This window comes from Streptomyces sp. NPDC005151, from assembly GCF_053599875.1.
In genome coordinates this window covers 69,617-86,937 of sequence record NZ_JBSFYR010000014.1, presented here as the reverse complement: position 1 = coordinate 86,937, position 17,321 = coordinate 69,617, and the positions used below count along the sequence as shown (strand labels likewise).

The following is a 17,321-nucleotide window of genomic DNA, read 5'->3' as shown; positions in this document are numbered from 1 at the left end:
GTCAGTGGGACGAGCCCGACAGCTGCAGTCCGATCACACCCAGGATCACCAGCGAGATCGACACCAGCTTGAGGGTGGAGACCACATCGTCAAGGAAGACCATGCCGTAGATCGCGGTGCCTGCTGCACCGATGCCGGTCCAGACGGCGTAGGCGGGCCCCACGTCGAGCTTCTTCAAGGAGAGCGTCAGCAGACCGAAGCTGCCGAGCGCGAAGATGCAGAACGCGATGGTCGGCCAGAGCCGGGTGAAGCCGTGGGACAGCTTCAGACAGACGGCGAAGCCGGTCTCCAGAAGTCCTGCGACCACGACCAGCAGCCACGCCATCGTCAGTGCCCTCCCACGTCGGTGACTGCTCCGTCCCGCTGAGCGCGATTATGCACTTACCGTCAGCAGCAGGTCGCAAACGTACCCGGATCAGTCGCCCTCGCGGCGCTCCCGGGTGGCCAGCAGCCGGTGCAGGGAGTCCAGCCGTGCCGGATCGGCGTGCCCGGCGGCGACCCAGGCGCCCAGCGCGCATTCCGGTTGGGTGGCGTCATGGGTGCAACCGCGGGGGCAGTCCTCGGTGCCCGGCTCCAGGTCGGGGAACGCGTGGATGACCCGCGAGTGGTCGATGTGGTTCAGCCCGAAGGAGCGCACCCCGGGGGTGTCGACCACCCAGCCGCGCCCGTCCGGCAGCGGCAGCGCGAGCGCCGAGGTGGTGGTGTGACGGCCGCGGCCCGTGACCGCGTTGACGACGCCCGTCGTACGCCGCCGGTCCTTCGGCACGAGGGCGTTGACCAGGGTGGTTTTCCCGACGCCGGAATGCCCGACAAAGGCGGTCACCCGGTCGTTCAGCTGCTCGCGCACCCGGTCCGCCGCGTCGCCGTTCTCCAGCTCCTCGCGGCTGGTGACGATGTACGGGACCCCCAGGGGGGTGTACGCCTCCAGGAGCTTGTCCGGCGATGCGAGGTCGGACTTGGTCAGGACCAGGAGCGGGGAGAGTCCGCCGTCGTACGCCGCCACCAGACAGCGGTCGATCATCCGCGGGCGGGGCTCCGGATCCGCGAGCGCGGTGACGATCGCCAGCTGGTCGGCGTTGGCGACGACCACCCGCTCGTACGGATCGTCGTCGTCCGCCGTCCGCCGCAGCACCGAGCGGCGCTCACCGATCCGGACGATGCGCGCGAGGGTGTCCTTGTCGCCGGACAGATCTCCGACGATCGAGACGGTGTCGCCGACCACCGCGGCCTTCCGGCCCAGTTCCCGGGCCTTCATCGCCATGACCGTACGGCCGTCGACGAGGCACGTCAGGCGGCCGCGGTCCACGGTGAGGACCATGCCTTCCTCGGCGTCCTCGTGCTTCGGGCGGGTATGTGTACGAGGCCGGTTGCCCTTCGGGTTGGGGCGGAACCGGATGTCGTCCTCGTCGAGGTTCTTGCCGTAGCGACGCATGATTCAGGCCCCGAGCATTCGGGTCCACATCTGCGGGAAATTCGGCAGGGTCTTGGCGGTTGTCGCCACGTTCTCGATCTCCACTCCGGGGACGGCAAGGCCGATGATCGACCCAGCGGTTGCCATCCGGTGGTCGTCGTACGTATGGAAGGTACCGCCGTGCAGCGGGCGCGGCTCGATGTGCAGCCCGTCGGCGGTCTCGGTGACGTTGCCGCCGAGCTCGTTGATCTCCTTGGTGAGCGCGGCCAGCCGGTCCGTCTCGTGCAGCCGCAGATGTGCGACACCGCTCAGTGTGGAGGGGGAGTCGGCGAGGGCCGCGACCGCAGCGATGCCGGGGGTCAGTTCGCCGACCTCGCCGAGGTCCACGTCGATGCCGTGGATACGCCCCGATCCGGTGAATGTCAGACCGCGTTCGGTCAGTTCACAGCTGCCGCCCATCGTGGTGAAGATCTCGCGCAGCGTGTCACCCGGCTGGGTGGTGTGCTCCGGCCAGTCCGGGATCGTCACCCGGCCACCGGTGACCAGCGCCGCCGCGAGGAAGGGCTGGGCGTTGGAGAGATCCGGCTCGACCGTCAGGTCGCGGCCGAGCAGCGCCGACGGGGACACCCGCCAGACATTCGGCTCGCCGCCCGTCTCCGGCTCGTCGACCTGGGCGCCGACGGCCCGCAGCATGTCGACCGTCATCCGGATGTGCGGCATCGAAGGCAGCCGGGAACCGGTGTGGCGTACCTCCACGCCCTGGTTGAAACGCGGTGCCGACAGCAGTAGCGCCGAGACGAACTGGGACGACGAGGAGGCGTCGATCGCCACCGGGCCGCCGTCCAGCGCCCCGCCGCCGTGCACGGTCATCGGCAGCGAACCGCGCCCGTCGTCGTCGATCCGGGCGCCGAGCACCCGCAGCGCGTCGATCACGCCGGTCAGCGGCCGCTCGTACGCACGCGGGTCGCCGTCGAAGCGGATCGGACCGTCGGCGAGGGCGGCGACCGGCGGCAGGAAACGCATCACCGTCCCGGCGTTGCCGACGTCGACCGTGGTGGGGCCGTGCAGCCCGGCCGGAATGACCCGCCAGGCCTCGCCGGAGCCGTCCGGGCCGACGCCCTCCTCGATGCCGACGCCCATCGCACGCAGCGCCTGCGCCATCAGCAAGGTGTCGCGGGAGCGCAGCGGGCGGCGCAGCCAGCCCGGCTCGGCGGCGAGGGCGGCCAGGACCAGCGCCCGGTTGGTGACCGATTTCGATCCGGGCACGGTGACGGTCGCGTCGACGGCCCCGCTCGCGTGAGGGGCGGGCCAGAGGGCGGGGTGCACGGGACTTTCGGTCATGGACCTCACTTTAGTGGCTCGCCGCAATCCCGGATCTTGATCAAATTGGCCGAAACCGGGGCGTAATAGAAGCATGGTAGGCGTCGCCGCAGGCTGTCGTCCCTCACCGGCCGAGCATCCAGCGGCCGCCGCCGATCAGTGAGCAGATCGACACCGCATGGAAAAAGCACAGCCACAGCACGGCCGGCACGTCCGTGAGCCGGGACAGCTGGTCCGCGTCCGAGTCCGGCGCCCCGCCGCGCCGCCGCTTCGACTGCAGCTCGAACGCCGGACGTACGCCCCCGAGCAGCAGGAACCAGACCACGGTGTACCCGAACAGCGACTGCACCGCGGGTGAAGCCAGCCAGGACACCAGCAGGAACGCCGTACCGGTGAAGATCACCGTGAGCGCCCCGTACAGATTGCGGATCATCACCAGCATCACTGCGAGCAGCGCCGTCGACACCCACAGCAGCAGCGTGATCCGGCCGTTCGCGAGCAGCCAGGCACCGCCGAGTCCCAGCAGCGGTGGCGCGGTGTAGCCCGCCGCCGCGGTGAGGGTCATCCCGATGCCGGTGGGCCTGCCGCGGCTGACGGTCAGCCCGCTGGTGTCCGAGTGCAGCCGGATGCCTTCCAGCCTGCGCCCGCTGACCAGGGCGATCAGCCCGTGCCCGCCCTCGTGGGCGATGGTGATCGCGTTGCGCGAGAGGTGCCACAGGACGTTCGGCACGACGGCGATGAGCGCGACCGTGGCCGTCACGACCACCAGCCACTGCTCGGGTGCGGGCTGGGTACCGAAGACGCGATCCCACAGATTGCCCAGTTCGGTGCTGTCCATGTGCGGGCGGCTCCTTGCGGTTGTATCGGTGGGTCGTGGCAGTCTGGCACTTATGTGCGGACGGTATGCAGCGAGTCGGCGGCCCGAGGATCTGACCGGACTCTTCGGCGTCGAGAAATGGGAACCGGCGGAGACACTGGAGCCCGACTACAACGTGGCGCCGACCAAAGAGGTCTACGCCGTACTGGAACGTCCCGTGAAAGACGCGGATGATCAACGCCCGGTTCGCCAGCTGCGCGCGCTGAAGTGGGGACTCGTCCCCTCGTGGGCCAAGTCGCCCGAGGGCGGAGCCCGGATGATCAACGCCCGGGCGGAGACCGTCCACGAGAAGCCGTCCTTCCGCCGCCCCTTCGTCTCGCGCCGCTGCATCCTGCCCGCCGACGGCTACTACGAGTGGGCCACCGCCGCCGACGAGCGGCAGCTGGAGGAGAAGGGGAAGAAGAAGCGGCCGCGGAAGCAGCCGTACTTCGTGACGCCCGCCGACGGATCGGTCTTCGCGATGGCCGGACTGTACGAGTTCTGGCGTGACCGGACGCTGCCGGACGACCACCCGCAGGCCTGGTGGGTGACCTGCTCCGTGATCACCACCGAGGCGGAGACCACCCCGCTCGCCGTCGCCCCCGCCGAGGGCCCGGGCGCGCTCGCCGACATCCACCCCCGGATGCCGCTGATGCTGACCCCGGACCGCTGGGACGCCTGGCTGGACTCCTCGCGCACCGACATCGGGGAACTGCGGGCGCTGCTGGAACCGCCGCCCGGCGGACTGATGCGGGCGTACCCGGTGGCCACGGCCGTCAGTAATGTGCGCAACAACGGGCCCGAGCTCCTGGAGGAACTGACCGCGCCGGAGGTCGGCACGCTCTTCTGACCGGGCAGGATGGGCGCTGTGAGCCGTAGAGAGACAGCCCCGACGACCGAGACGGTCGACACCGCCACCGGGCCCGCCCGGATCACCTGGCTGCCCGCGCGCAGACCCCGCCTGGTGCTCGCCGTCAGTCACGGCGCCGGCGGCGGCATCGAGACCCGCGACCTCCAGGCACTGGCCGCCGCCCTGCCCGCACGCGGCGTGACCGTCGCCCTGGTGGAGCAGCCGTGGCGGGTCGCCGGGAAGAAGCTCGCGCCCGCCCCGAAGACCCTGGACACCGGCTGGCGCGACCTGTGGCCCGCTCTCACCGCCCCCGGGCTGCCCGTCGTGGCCGGCGGACGCAGCGCGGGCGCGCGGGTGGCCTGCCGCACGGCGGCCGAGCTCGGCGCGCTCGCCGTCCTCGCGCTCAGCTTCCCGCTGCACCCGCCGGGCAGGCCGGAGAAGTCCCGCAAGGACGAACTGCTCGGCGCGGGCGTGCCCACGCTCGTCGTGCAGGGCGGCCATGACCCGTTCGGGCGGCCGGCCGAATTCCCCCCGGGGGAGTACGAGATCGCCGAGGTGCCGTACGGGGACCACGGCTTTGCCGTACCGAAGAAGTCCGGACTGACCGAGGACCGGGCGATGGAACTCCTCACCGCCGCCGTGACGGAATGGCTGGACCGACTCCCGTAACGCAGGCCCGCACATCCCCAGGTGGATCGGATCACACCCGCGGACGACCCGGCGCACCCCGGGAATGTTGCGTCGGGGACCACTGTTGTTGGGGACATCGGTACATCAACGTCGTACGTGGAGAGGGAGTCCGTCGCATGGGTTCGACCATCTGCCCGCGCCGCTCGAACGCCGCTGACCTGGAGTGGACGGTGCTGCACGCGGCGAAGACCACACCCGGGCGGGCACGGAGCGGATCGGAACGACAGCCCGCGTCGAAGCAAGGTCGACTATTCTCCGATTCGAGCGGGTCCGGTCTCGGAACCGCCACAGCGTTGGAGGAGGTGGGTCCGGTCACCGGTACCGACACAGGGACCGACGACGGCCGCGCGGAGGAGACGACCGCCGAGCGCAATGCGCGCTTCGAGCGGGACGCCCTCGGTTTCCTCGACCAGATGTACTCGGCAGCGCTGCGCATGACGCGCAATCCCGCAGACGCCGAGGACCTGGTTCAGGAGACGTATGCGAAGGCGTACGGCTCCTTCCACCAGTTCCGCGAGGGGACGAACCTCAAGGCGTGGATGTACCGCATCCTCACCAATACGTTCATCAACTCGTACCGCAAGAAGCAGCGCGAACCCCAGCGCAGTGCCGCCGAGGAGATCGAGGACTGGCAGCTGGCGCGCGCCGAGTCGCACATGTCCACAGGTCTGCGCTCCGCCGAGTCGCAGGCGCTCGATCACCTGCCGGACTCGGACGTGAAGTCCGCGCTGCAGGCGATCCCCGAAGAGTTCCGCATCGCGGTATATCTCGCCGATGTAGAGGGCTTTGCCTACAAGGAGATCGCGGACATCATGGGGACTCCCATCGGTACGGTGATGTCCCGACTGCACCGGGGCCGCCGCCAACTGCGCGGCATGCTGGAGGACTACGCCCGTGAACGCGGGCTCGTCCCGGCCGGTGCCGGAGAGTCGGACGATCGGAAAGGCTCGGGCTCATGAGCTGCGGAGAGCCGCACGAGACAGACTGCTCAGAGGTCCTCGATCATCTCTACGAGTTTCTCGACCATGAGATGCCCGACAGCGACTGCAGCAAGTTCGAGGTGCACTTTGAGGAGTGCTCCCCGTGCCTGGAGAAGTACGGGCTGGAGCAGGCGGTGAAGAAGCTGGTCAAGCGCTGCTGCGGTCACGACGACGTGCCGGCCGACCTGCGCTCCAAGGTGATGGGCCGAATCGATCTGATCCGCTCCGGGCAGGCCGTGCCGGACCAGGACGTGGTGGCCGAGCTGCCGACCGCCGCCACGGAGTGACCGGCGGCCACCCCTGAGGACGGGGGCCTTTTCTGCACGCTGAGGGCGTGCCGCGACTGCCGCGGCACGCCCTTACCCGTACCACCGCCAACGTATGCACTTCACCCGAACGTGCTAATCGGGCTCAACCATGCTCGACCGAGTGCCCAACTCGCTAGCGTGGCGCCTCCATTGACCTAGTGGGGGCGGGCAGGGCGGGTGGGAGGCACCGGGGCTGCGGCGCGCGCGGTCATTCTGGCCGCCGCGGTCTGCGCTGTCCTCTGTGTGCGGCCCGCGCTGCCGCCCGGCGGTACGGGGGTGCCCCAGGGCACCGTCGGTCTGCTCACCGGGCTCTATCTGGCCTGTGAACTGCCCGGACGCCGCCCGTTCTCCGGTAGCTCCGTGCCGATCGGTGCCGGATCGTTCTTTCCGGTGCTGCTCGCGGCGGCGTTCCTGCTGCCGCCTGCTGCCGCGGCGCTGGTCGCGATCCCCGGCTCACTCGTCGGCCGGGTGGAGAACGCGCCCGTCGCGGCCCGCCGCGTCTGGCGCACGGCCCAGTTGGTGATCACTGTCTGGGTGGCGTCGACCGTCCACGGTCTGCTCGGCGGCGGCGCCACGCTCGGCGGGCCCGGCCCCGGCCTGCTGCCCGACTTCCCGTACGCCGTCCTGCCCGCCTGCGTTGCCGCGCTGGCCTTCAGCCTCGTCCTGACCGCCCTGGACGGCTCGATCCTGGCCGCGGCCGAACGGCTGCCCGTCCGGCGCGCCTGGTGCGGGCTGCTGCCGAGCTCGCTCGGACCGCACCTGGTGCACGGGCTCGCCGGACTGATGATGGCCCTGCTGTGGCGCAGCTCGTACGGGCCGCTGTCGGCGCTCTTCGTCCTGCTGCCGATGTACATCTCCTGCTGGGTCTTCTCCCAGTACCACCGCCAGCAGGCAGCACACCGCGCCACCATCCGGGCGCTGGTGCAGGCTGTCGACATCAAGGACACCTACACCCGGGGGCACAGCGAGCGCGTCGGGCTGGCCTCCGTGCTGATCGCCAGGGAGCTGGGCATGGCGGAGGACCGGCTCGAAGTGCTCCGGTTCGCCGGGATCCTGCACGACGTCGGCAAGCTCGGCGTGCCGACCCGGGTGCTGCGCAAGGACGGGCCGCTCACCCCGGAGGAACGGCGCGTGATCGAGCTGCACCCGGAGTACGGCCACGAGATCGTCCGGGGCATCGGCTTCCTGGGCGAGGCGCGGGCGGCGATCCTGCACCATCACGAGCGGCTCGACGGCAGCGGCTACCCCTACGGGCTGAGCGGGCGGGAGATTCCCGAGTTCGCACGGGTCGTCGCGGTGGCCGACGCCTTCGACGCGATGACGTCGACGCGGTCGTACCGCAGGGGACGGCCGGTGCCGGTAGCGGTGGAGGAGCTGAAGCGCTGTGCGGGGACGCAGTTCGATCCGCAGATGGTGCGGGCGCTGGCGCGGGTGGTGGAGCGGTGCGGGTGGGCTGCGGAGGCGGTGGCGGTGACGGCGGACGAGGCAGTTCCGTCGCCGGGTGCGGGCGCCGGGTTCGTCCCGCAGGCGTCTCGTCCTCGGCCGCCGGACAGGTTTGGTGGTGCGGACGGGCTTGGTGGTGCGGACGGGCTCGACGGTGCCGCGGAACGTCCCCGGTGACCGGCGCCGTCGCTGCCGTCCGTGGCGGTGCCGTTGTGCTTGCCCTCGGGGGGCTGGCCCACACTCTCTGGCACGGAGTTCATGAACCCGGGCATGCCCTTGCCTTCGGGGTGCTCATCACCGTCGGCGAGCTCGCCCGCTGGGGTGCGCTGCCCGGGGAGCGGGAGCCCGCGCCGCTCGGGGCCGCCGGCGCGCTCGCGTACGCCCTGCTCGGCCGCAGTGGCGGGCAACCCACCACTCACGGGCTCCTCCAGGTCATCGCCGTCCTGGTCGCCGCGCAGCTTGTCGCTGCCGTGCCCCATGTGGCGCGCGGCAGCGGGCCCACCGCCGACCAGCTCGCCCGGCGGATCATCACCGTCTCGTTCGCCGCCGTGTGCTTCCAGCCGCTCTACAACTCCGGCCGGACCGCCGACTGGTTCGGCGACGGCCCGTTCTTCGCGCTCTTCCTTCTCGTCCTGCTCGGGCTCACCGCCCTGTGCGACGCCGTGCTCGGCGCCCTGCTGCTGCGCTCCGGCACCTTCCCCCACGGCTTCAGGAGCAGGGGCGGCACCTCCATCCCGTACGGGCCGCTGCTCCGCGACGAGCTGCGCGCCCTCCTCGGCATCGGTTCGGCGGTCTGTGCGACCGGTGCGGTGATGGCGCTCGGGGTCGCCGTCGCCGGGCTGTGGGCGCTGCCCGTGCTCTGCGTACCGCTGCTGCTGACCCAGGTGTCGTTCCGCAGGTTCGTCGCGGTGCGCACCACCTACCGGCAGACCATCGCCTCGCTCGCCCGGTCCACCGAGATCGCCGGCTACACCCCCCACGGGCATGCCCGCAGGGTGGCGGTCCTCTGTACGGCCGTCGGCCGGGAGCTGGGGTTCTCCGGGGCCGAGCTCACCGTGCTGGAGTACGCCGCCCTGATGCACGACATCGGTCAGCTCTCCCTTGTCGACCCCGTGCCCGACGGGGCGACCGCCCCGCTGCCCGCCGCGGAGCAGCGCCGGATCGCGCTGCTGGGCGGGGCCGTGGTCCGGCAGACCGGCGTGGACTCCGAGATCGCCGTCGTGGTGGAGCGGCAGGCCGACCCGTACCGCGAGCAGCCGCTGCCCGCCCGGATCGTCCGCGCCGTCAACGCATACGACGACCTGTGCGGGGAAGGTCTCAGCGGCCCGCTCGGCGCTCTGGAACGGCTCCGGCTCGGGACCGCCCACGACTACCAGCCGGAGGTGGTCGAATCGCTTGCCAGGGTCCTGGCCCGGGGCGGCCTGACCCCCGTCCCACCTGGGTAACCCATGGGTAATGAGCGGGCGTCCTGCCAGGCATGGTTGGATGCGAAGGAGAGCGCAAGAACGAGGGTGTCCAGTCGGGACAGGCGGGAATCGTGAGGATCTTCGGGAAGGTACGGCATCGGCCCTCCGCCTCTTGGCGGCAGGCCACGGACCGCGCGTTCACGCTGATCGGCGACGGCCGGTACGAGGACGCGGGCGCACTGCTGACACGGGCGGCGGACCTGGAACCCTGGCTCTCCGAGTCATGGTTCAACCTGGCGCTGCTGCACAAATTCCGGCATGACTGGGAGCAGGCGAGAGCGGCTGGGCTGCGCGCCGTCGCGCTCCTCGACAAGGAGTCCGGCGCCCCCGACTGGTGGAACGTCGGGATCGCCGCCACCGCCCTGCAGGACTGGCCCCTGGCCCGCCGCGCCTGGCAGGCGTACGGCCTGAAGGTGCCCGGCGCCGGCCAGCACACCTCGGCGGCCAACAGTGAGCCGGTCGGTATGGAGCTGGGCAGCGCGGCCGTGCGGCTGTCGCCCGAGGGCGAGGCCGAGGTCGTCTGGGGCCGCAGGCTGGACCCGGCCCGGATGGAAGTGCTGTCGATCCCGCTGCCCTCCTCCGGGCGGCGCTGGGGCGAGGTCGTCCTGCACGACGGGGTGCCGCACGGCGAGCGGGTCACCGCGGCCGGCCCCTCGTACCCCGTGTTCGACGAGATCGAGCTCTGGGCGCCGTCCCCCGTACCCACCTGGGTGGTGCTCCTCGAAGCTGCCACGGAGGCGGACCGGGACGCTCTGGAGCAGCTGGCGTCCGATGCCGGGTTCGCCGCCGAGGACTGGTCGTCATCCGTACGGCTGCTCTGCCGGGCCTGTTCCGAGAGCCGGATGGAGAGCGACGAGGGTGACGGCGAGCATCTCGACCCGCACGACCACAGCGAGCCCGGCCATCCGGGTCCGCTCGGCCACCGCATCGCCGGAGACCTGTGGGTGCCGGAGCGCGAGTGCGGGATAGCGGCACCGGCCGGGCTGGTGCGGGGACTGCTGGACGGCTGGGTGGCGGACAGCCCGGACAGCCGTGAGTGGCGGGATCTCGAAGAAGTCTGCTGAGCCGTGCGTCCGCGGCCCGGCCGTAACGGCCTCCCCCGCGATCGGGAGCCCGCTCCCTGCCGCGGGGGGCGGCCGTTACGCTGTACGGGCATCGATTCGGGTTTTGAGGAAGGCGTACGGCGGACATGGCGCAGCAGGAGACGGACGAGCAGATCAGCGTCGACGACGAAGGCTTCGTCGTGGACACCGAGGACTGTGAGGCGCGCGAGGCGGCGTACCGCGAGCGCGGGACCTCCCGTCCGATCACGGTCGTGGGCAACCCGGTACTGCACAAGGAGTGCAAGGACGTCACCGAGTTCGGTGACGAGCTGGGCCGGCTGATCGACGACATGTTCGCCAGCCAGCGGACGGCGGAGGGCGTGGGCCTGGCCGCCAACCAGATCGGCGTGGACCTCAAGGTCTTCGTCTACGACTGCCAGGACGACGACGGCGTGCGGCATGTGGGCGCCGTCTGCAACCCGGTGCTCGAAGAGCTGCCGCCGGAGGAGCGCATCCTCGACGACTCCAACGAGGGCTGTCTCTCCGTCCCGACCGCGTACGCCTCGCTGGCCCGCCCGGACTACGCGGTGGTGCGCGGCCAGGACGCCAAGGGCAACCCGGTCAAGATCCGCGGCAACGGCTACTTCGCGCGCTGCCTCCAGCACGAGACGGACCATCTGTACGGCTACCTGTACATCGACCGGCTCTCGAAGCGGGACCGCAAGGACGCGCTGCGGCAGATGGCGGAGAACACGCCGCGCTACGAGATCGTGCCGAACAACTAGTGCCGTGACCGGCAGTGTTTGCCCCACTCAAGGACTTCCGGCCGCCTTGCGATCGCACGCACTGGACGACGCTCCTCATGGGGCAAACATTGCCGGTCACTAGAAGTCGTCGTCGAAGGCGACCGAGCCCTCCACCGCCACCTGGTACGCGGACGGCCGGCGCTCGAAGAAGTTCGTCAGCTCCTGGACACCCTGCAGCTCCATGAACGAGAACGGGTTCTCGGAGCCGTACACAGCCGGGAAGCCGAGCCGGGTGAGCCGCTGGTCGGCGACGCACTGCAGGTACTCGCGCATCGACTCGGTGTTCATGCCCGGCAGACCGTCGCCGCAGAGGTCGCGGCCGAACTGCAGCTCCGCGTCGACGGCCTCCTTCAGCATGTCGGTGACCTGCTGCTGGAGGGCGTCGTCAAAGAGCTCGGGCTCTTCCTTGCGGACAGTGTCCACGACCTCGAACGCGAAGTTCATATGCATCGTTTCGTCACGGAAGACCCAGTTGGTCCCCGTGGCGAGGCCGTGCAGCAGACCGCGCGAGCGGAACCAGTAGACGTATGCGAACGCGCCGTAGAAGAAGAGCCCCTCGATGCACGCCGCGAAGCAGATCAGGTTCAGCAGGAAGCGACGGCGGTCGGCCTGCGTCTCCAGCCGCTCGATCTTCTCGACCCCTCCTTGCCCGTCCAGGGCGGCCATCCACTTGAAGCAGAACTGCGCCTTCTCGCGGATGGAGGGGATCTCCTCCACCGCGTCGAACGCGGCCGCACGGTCGTCCGGGTCGGGCAGATAGGTGTCGAGCAACGTCAGATAGAACTGGACGTGCACGGCCTCCTCGAAGAGCTGACGCGACAGATACAGCCGCGCTTCCGGGGAGTTGATGTGCTTGTACAGGGTCAGTACGAGGTTGTTGGAGACGATCGAGTCACCGGTCGCGAAGAACGCGACGAGCCGGCCGATCATGTGCTGCTCGGCGGGTGTCAGCTTGGCGAGATCGGCGACGTCGGAGTGGAGGTCGACCTCCTCGACCGTCCAGGTGTTCTTGATCGCGTCGCGGTAGCGCTCGTAGAAGTCCGGGTAGCGCATGGGGCGCAGGGTCAGCTCGAAGCCGGGGTCGAGCAGGTTCTTGTGTCGTTCGGGTGCGGTGCTCATGAGCTGAGAGGGGTGGATTTCCCAGAGGCTATGCCCGGGGAGGCCCCTGCCTCCTTCTCTGTGGTGTAGGCGTATCCGTCGGCTCGCTGGAGGAGGAGGACGTGCCGGTGATGGATTCCCTGCACAGTGCCGTGCCGGGTGGTGATGTTGAAGCTGCCAGTAGTGCGGACCGCGACCCGGCCTGTGTGGGTTCCCGCCTTCCTGCCGGTGGGAACTACTGCCCGAACGAAGTCCCCGGTTTGAAATCCGCGGACTGTCTTTCTCCGGGGCAGACGTAAGCGGGGGAAGCCGTGCTTGTCGGCGCGGGTGCGGGCGTACGCACCTCGTCCTGTGCAACCGACGATCAGCACCTGCGATGGATGGCGGGTGATGGCATCGACCTTGCCTACGGCGAGGGCGTCGTGGGTGTGAGTCTTGGGCAGACGGTTGCGGATGCGATTCCACTTGGTGCGTCCGCCGGAGGAGACGTGGGTTCGCCAACGGGCATCGAGGGCACGCCACAACGCCCATCTGGTGCTGTTGACGGCGGCGGCATCTGTCAGAGGCGCCTTCGCCTGGGCGAGAATCTTCGCGAGCCGCTGGGGTTTGCGTGCCAGGAACTCTTCGACCGGGGTGTTGTCCTTGGCTTGATTGCAGGGAATGCAGGCCAAGGTGAGATTGGAGATTCGATCGGTGCCGCCCCGCGAGCGGGGGCGGATGTGATCGATATTCAGAGGCACGCCGGTAGCTCCGCAGTAGGCGCAGGCGTGGTGCCACTTGGCGAGGAGGTACTCACGGGCCTCGCAGCCGGCGAGTGTGCCCTGCTGATACTCGATGCCGTCCATGGAGTCCCTCCCGAGAGTGAGGGCGTGGGTGTCGAACGCCGCACGTTCCATGTGCACCGTTCTCACCGGAGTCCAGCGAGTGAGTCTCTCCAGCCAGGCGAGAGTGGTGTCCACCCGATGGCGCAATGAGGGAGGGAGCCAACCAGCCGTAACAGCACGGTTGTTGAAGCGCGGAGCGCGGTGGCGCAGATTCGCCGAACGCCGCCGACGCCGGAAAGCGGCACGCTGGAGCATCTTCTTGCGGATGGTTGTGCCCCGATGATCGAGCTGAAGCGCGAATCGGCCTTGTCGCTCACCAGCGAGTGCGGTGAACAACGCGACCCCTGTGTGCCTGCTGCCAGGATCGATACCGATCTCCACTCCGTCCACCACGGATTCGACGATGGTGCGGTCCCTCGGACGGATCACAAACGGCGTGTGCCGGTGTACAACTGCCCGCCCCGCCCCCAGCAGTTTCCGCGCGCGGGCTGGACTGCACGGCTGCAACGGTATGCCGTGTTTATCGATGACAAACACGTATGGATGGGCCTCACGACCCTCCTCCCGGACCGGATGGTCCGAGGTTACGCGCCCGGCGGCAGGTGAACTGCCGGGCGTCTCCCCTCGCACATGTCCCGTACCGGATGCCGGGTTGCGGCGCCCGGCTCCCGTTTCGTCCATGCTCCTGAGGTTGTCTGCTGAGCCGGGTTCCAGAGCCGACTGCTGAGGAAGCACAGTCGGGTGGGTCTGCTGTCCTGTACGGAACGTAGCCACCAAGGTCACCTCCTTCTTGGTGATGGCTGGTGCTGGTCACAGCAGGCGTCGGCCGCAAGGGCCGACGCCTCCCACTCTTCGAGCGGAGAAGCCTGTGACTACTGGCAGGCCTCGCAGCTCTCCGGGTTCTCCAGAGAACAGGCGACCGCTTCGGTCGTACTGTCCAACTGCTGTGCGGGGATCGAAGTTACGGACGATGCCGCACGGGCGATCCGCGTCGCCGGGCGCGAGCGCAGGTAGTACGTCGTCTTCAGCCCCTGCTTCCAGGCGTACGCGTACATCGAGGAGAGCTTGCCGATCGTCGGCGTCTCCAGGAACAGGTTCAGCGACTGGCTCTGGTCCAGGAACGGCGTACGCGCCGCCGCCATGTCGATCAGACCGCGCTGCGGGATCTCCCATGCCGTGCGGTACAGCGCCCGTACGTCCTCCGGGATCCAGGCGAAGCCCTGCACCGAGCCGCTCGCCTCGCGCAGCGCCTCGCGGGTCCGCGCGTCCCACACGCCCAGCTGCTTCAGCTCGTTCACCAGATAGGCGTTGACCTGGAGGAACTCACCGCTGAGCGTTTCGCGCTTGAAGAGGTTGGAGACCTGCGGCTCGATGCACTCGTACACCCCGGCGATCGAGGCGATCGTGGCGGTCGGAGCGATGGCGAGCAGCAGAGAGTTGCGCATGCCGGTCTTCGCGATCCGGGCGCGCAGCGCGTCCCAGCGCTCCGGCCAGCTCAGCTCGGTGTCGTAGTGGTCGGGGTGCAGCACGCCGCGGGCGGCACGCGTCTCGGACCAGGCGGGCAGCGGACCGGACCGCTCGGCGAGGTCGCAGGACGCCTCGTACGCGGCGAGCATGATCCGCTCGGAGATTTTCGTGGAGAGCGCGCGGGCCTCGGGGGAGTCGAACGGCAGCCGCAGCCGGAAGAAGACGTCCTGGAGCCCCATCGCGCCCAGCCCCACCGGACGCCAGCGGGCGTTGGAGCGGCCGGCCTGCTCGGTCGGGTAGAAGTTGATGTCGACGACCCGGTCGAGGAACGTCACGGCGGTACGGACGGTGGAGTCCAGCCGCTCCCAGTCGATGTCGCCGTCGGCCACGAACGAACCGAGGTTGACCGAACCGAGGTTGCAGACGGCGGTCTCGCCGTCGTCGGTGACTTCGAGGATCTCGGTGCACAGGTTCGACGAGTGGACGACGCGACCCGGCTCGGCGGTCTGGTTGGCCGTCCGGTTGGAGGCGTCCTTGAACGTCATCCAGCCCTGACCGGTCTGCGCGAGCGTCCGCATCATCCGGCCGTACAGCTCACGCGCGGGCATCGACTTGCGGGCCAGGCCCCTGGCCTCGGCGGCCCGGTACGCGGCGTCGAACTCGTCACCCCAGAGGTCGACCAGTTCCGGCACGTCGGCGGGGGAGAACAGCGACCAGTCGCCGTCCGCGTCGACCCGGCGCATGAACTCGTCCGGGATCCAGTGCGCCAGGTTGAGGTTGTGCGTACGCCGCTGGTCCTCGCCCGTGTTGTCGCGCAGCTCCAGGAATTCCTCGATGTCCGCGTGCCACGTCTCCAGGTAGACGGCGGCGGCGCCCTTGCGGCGGCCGCCCTGGTTCACTGCGGCGACCGAGGCGTCGAGCGTCTTCAGGAACGGCACGATGCCGTTGGAGTGCCCGTTGGTGCCGCGGATCAGCGAACCGCGGGCGCGGATCCGGGAGTACGAGAGGCCGATGCCGCCCGCGTGCTTGGACAGCCGCGCCACCTGGTGGTAGCGGTCGTAGATGGAGTCGAGCTCGTCCAGCGGCGAGTCCAGCAGATAGCAGGAGGACATCTGCGGGTGCCGGGTGCCGGAGTTGAAGAGTGTGGGGGAGGAGGGGAGGTAGTCGAGGCGGCTCATCAGGCCGTACAGCGAGGCGACCTCGTCCAGTGCGCGCACCGACTCGTCCTCGGCGAGACCGGCGGCGACGCGCAGCATGAAGTGCTGCGGCGTCTCGATGACCTGGCGGGTGAGCGGGTGGCGCAGCAGATAGCGGCTGTGCAGTGTCCGCAGCCCGAAGTAGCCGAACCGGTCGTCGGCGCCGTCGGCGAGGGACTGCTCGACCAGCGCGTCGAGCCGGGCCGCGTGGAGCGCCACGAACGCGGCCGTACGGTCCGCGATCAGACCCTCGCGGTGGCCGACGGCGACCGAGGCGGAGAACGACAGTGCGCCCTGACCGGCCGCCTCGTCCGCGATGGTGCGGGTCAGGAGGCGGGCGGCGAGCCGGGAGTACGCGGGGTCCTCGGCGATCAGACCCGCGGCGGCCTCGGTGGCCAGCGCGCGCAACTCCGCCTCGTCCGACGCGGCGTTGCGGCCGCGCAGCGCGGCGGCGGCGACTCGGCCGGGGTCGGTGTCCGGCAGATCGGCAGTGAGGTCGGTCAGGGTCCGCAGCAGTGCGGTCCCGGGTCCGTCGTTCGTGGTTCCCGCGGACTCGGCGACTGAAGCCGGATCGGCTGGCGCGATGGTCACGTGGTGCTCTCCCTCGCTCGGCTCGGGGCCGGCGGGGGAGCGGGGCAGCCGCGTGGAGGCATGCCCGAAGAAGGAAGGCAGCACTGCGTGCGGCGTCCACCGGCCCATCCGCGAGGCCCGGACGTCTGGGCGTCCGGATCGGTCGAGCCGGACGCGCTGTCGGCAGGTCCTCGGACTTTCAGGGTGCGCAAAAGGGCACCGAATATACCGTTGCGGGACAGTTCCGGATTCGCACCGGATTTCCCTGCGGCGACAGCGAGCACGAGCATACATGTGGGGGCCGCCTGATGAGGTGGCCCCCACATGTTGTGTCGCGTCGGTTCAGAGGCTCAGGCTGTACGTGAGCAGCGGGAGGCCTGGAATGGGATCCCAGTCGCGCGCCGGAGTCCGTAGGAAGCCCAGGCGGCGGTAGACCCGGTGGGCCGCGAGCATGGTCGGTGTCGTCGACAGGACGAGCCGCGCGACGCCGTCCGTACCCCGGGCCCGGTCGATACAGGCCCGCACGAGCGCCTCGCCCGCCCCGAGGCCGCGCGCCGCCCGTGCGACGGCGAGCATCCGGAACTCGGCCTCGTCGGGGCCGGCAATGTCGGCCCACGGGTTGCCGGGCGGTGCGTACGTGACTCCGCCGAGGAGCGTGCCGTCGGCACCGACGGCGACGAGCACGTCGGCCTCGGCCGCGCGACGGGGCACGTCCCGGAGCTTTTCGAGATACGGGTCGTCGGCGCCGAAGTCGAGCAGGCCGTCGTCGAGGTAGGCGTGGGCGGTGATCTCCCCGAGGGCGGTGTGTTCCGCGGGGGCGATCGGGCGGATCGACAGGTCCATGCTGGGAGTGTGCCGTACGGGTGGGTTGGGGTGGGGTGGTGCCGGACGGGCGCGGTGCAGCCCGTCCGGCGAGGGAACTAGTGCCCCTCCCGGCAAGCTTTGCCCCGTCGCGCCGCCCAGCACGCCCGCTCGCCGCGTTGGCCAAAAGCC

The 17,321-nt window shown here is 70.0% G+C and carries 16 protein-coding genes and 1 riboswitch; of the genes, 8 read left to right on the top strand and 8 right to left on the bottom strand.

What is annotated here, in order from left to right:
* Window position 1: 1 nt before the first annotated feature.
* From ACWD6R_RS11035 to ACWD6R_RS11020, 4 genes are all read right to left on the bottom strand, one after another.
* The gene (locus ACWD6R_RS11035) at window positions 2–325 is read right to left on the bottom strand and encodes a DMT family transporter (protein ID WP_030915586.1); all 324 of its coding nucleotides are present in this window, start codon (window positions 323–325) and stop codon (window positions 2–4) included.
* Window positions 326–415: 90 nt separating this feature from the next.
* A complete protein-coding gene (rsgA, locus tag ACWD6R_RS11030) occupies window positions 416–1,432 on the bottom strand; it encodes a ribosome small subunit-dependent GTPase A (protein ID WP_451818416.1) in 1,017 nt (338 codons plus the stop codon).
* A 3-nt stretch (window positions 1,433–1,435) separates the two neighbouring features.
* On the bottom strand, window positions 1,436–2,752 hold the full coding sequence (gene aroA / locus ACWD6R_RS11025; protein ID WP_451818415.1) for a 3-phosphoshikimate 1-carboxyvinyltransferase: 1,317 nt from the start codon (window positions 2,750–2,752) through the stop codon (window positions 1,436–1,438).
* A 103-nt stretch (window positions 2,753–2,855) separates the two neighbouring features.
* On the bottom strand, window positions 2,856–3,569 hold the full coding sequence (locus ACWD6R_RS11020) for a M50 family metallopeptidase (protein ID WP_451818414.1): 714 nt from the start codon (window positions 3,567–3,569) through the stop codon (window positions 2,856–2,858).
* Window positions 3,570–3,621: 52 nt separating this feature from the next.
* On the opposite strand from ACWD6R_RS11020, the gene ACWD6R_RS11015 reads away from it, so the two are divergent.
* From ACWD6R_RS11015 to def, 8 genes are all read left to right on the top strand, one after another.
* Window positions 3,622–4,437: an SOS response-associated peptidase gene (locus ACWD6R_RS11015; protein ID WP_451818413.1), complete on the top strand. Its 816-nt coding sequence runs from the start codon at window positions 3,622–3,624 to the stop codon at window positions 4,435–4,437.
* Window positions 4,438–4,455: 18 nt separating this feature from the next.
* On the top strand, window positions 4,456–5,106 hold the full coding sequence (locus ACWD6R_RS11010) for an alpha/beta hydrolase family protein (protein ID WP_451818412.1): 651 nt from the start codon (window positions 4,456–4,458) through the stop codon (window positions 5,104–5,106).
* 323 nt (window positions 5,107–5,429) lie between these two features.
* On the top strand, window positions 5,430–6,086 hold the full coding sequence (locus ACWD6R_RS11005; protein WP_266990480.1) for a sigma-70 family RNA polymerase sigma factor: 657 nt from the start codon (window positions 5,430–5,432) through the stop codon (window positions 6,084–6,086).
* Window positions 6,083–6,394, top strand: a complete 312-nt coding sequence (gene rsrA, locus ACWD6R_RS11000; protein ID WP_451818411.1) for a mycothiol system anti-sigma-R factor — start codon at window positions 6,083–6,085, stop codon at window positions 6,392–6,394. The genes ACWD6R_RS11005 and rsrA overlap by 4 nt, the downstream gene beginning before the upstream one ends.
* A 198-nt stretch (window positions 6,395–6,592) precedes the next feature.
* Window positions 6,593–8,035: an HD-GYP domain-containing protein gene (locus tag ACWD6R_RS10995; RefSeq protein WP_451818410.1), complete on the top strand. Its 1,443-nt coding sequence runs from the start codon at window positions 6,593–6,595 to the stop codon at window positions 8,033–8,035.
* Window positions 8,032–9,303: an HD-GYP domain-containing protein gene (locus ACWD6R_RS10990; protein ID WP_451818409.1), complete on the top strand. Its 1,272-nt coding sequence runs from the start codon at window positions 8,032–8,034 to the stop codon at window positions 9,301–9,303. The genes ACWD6R_RS10995 and ACWD6R_RS10990 overlap by 4 nt, the downstream gene beginning before the upstream one ends.
* Before the next feature lie 92 nt (window positions 9,304–9,395).
* Entirely contained in the window at window positions 9,396–10,388 is a 993-nt protein-coding gene (locus ACWD6R_RS10985) for a tetratricopeptide repeat protein (protein ID WP_451818444.1), read from the top strand.
* Window positions 10,389–10,513: 125 nt separating this feature from the next.
* Window positions 10,514–11,152 (top strand): peptide deformylase, encoded by a 639-nt coding sequence (gene def / locus ACWD6R_RS10980; protein ID WP_451818408.1) that lies wholly within the window; start codon window positions 10,514–10,516, stop codon window positions 11,150–11,152.
* Between the two features lie 99 nt (window positions 11,153–11,251).
* Here def and ACWD6R_RS10975 read toward each other — a convergent pair whose 3' ends face one another.
* The 4 genes from ACWD6R_RS10975 to ACWD6R_RS10960 all read right to left on the bottom strand — a co-directional run bounded on the left by ACWD6R_RS10975 (window position 11,252) and on the right by ACWD6R_RS10960 (window position 17,171).
* On the bottom strand, window positions 11,252–12,292 hold the full coding sequence (locus ACWD6R_RS10975) for a ribonucleotide-diphosphate reductase subunit beta (protein ID WP_451818407.1): 1,041 nt from the start codon (window positions 12,290–12,292) through the stop codon (window positions 11,252–11,254).
* Window positions 12,289–13,776 carry an RNA-guided endonuclease IscB gene (iscB, locus tag ACWD6R_RS10970; protein ID WP_451818406.1) on the bottom strand — a complete coding sequence of 496 codons (1,488 nt, stop codon included), beginning with the start codon at window positions 13,774–13,776 and terminating at the stop codon, window positions 12,289–12,291. The genes ACWD6R_RS10975 and iscB overlap by 4 nt, the downstream gene beginning before the upstream one ends.
* Before the next feature lie 191 nt (window positions 13,777–13,967).
* Window positions 13,968–16,349 (bottom strand): ribonucleoside-diphosphate reductase subunit alpha, encoded by a 2,382-nt coding sequence (locus tag ACWD6R_RS10965; protein ID WP_451818405.1) that lies wholly within the window; start codon window positions 16,347–16,349, stop codon window positions 13,968–13,970.
* A 156-nt stretch (window positions 16,350–16,505) separates the two neighbouring features.
* Window positions 16,506–16,605: riboswitch (adenosylcobalamin-variant (AdoCbl-variant) riboswitch) on the bottom strand.
* A gap of 65 nt (window positions 16,606–16,670) precedes the next feature.
* Window positions 16,671–17,171: a GNAT family N-acetyltransferase gene (locus tag ACWD6R_RS10960; RefSeq protein ID WP_451818404.1), complete on the bottom strand. Its 501-nt coding sequence runs from the start codon at window positions 17,169–17,171 to the stop codon at window positions 16,671–16,673.
* Window positions 17,172–17,321: the final 150 nt, after the last annotated feature.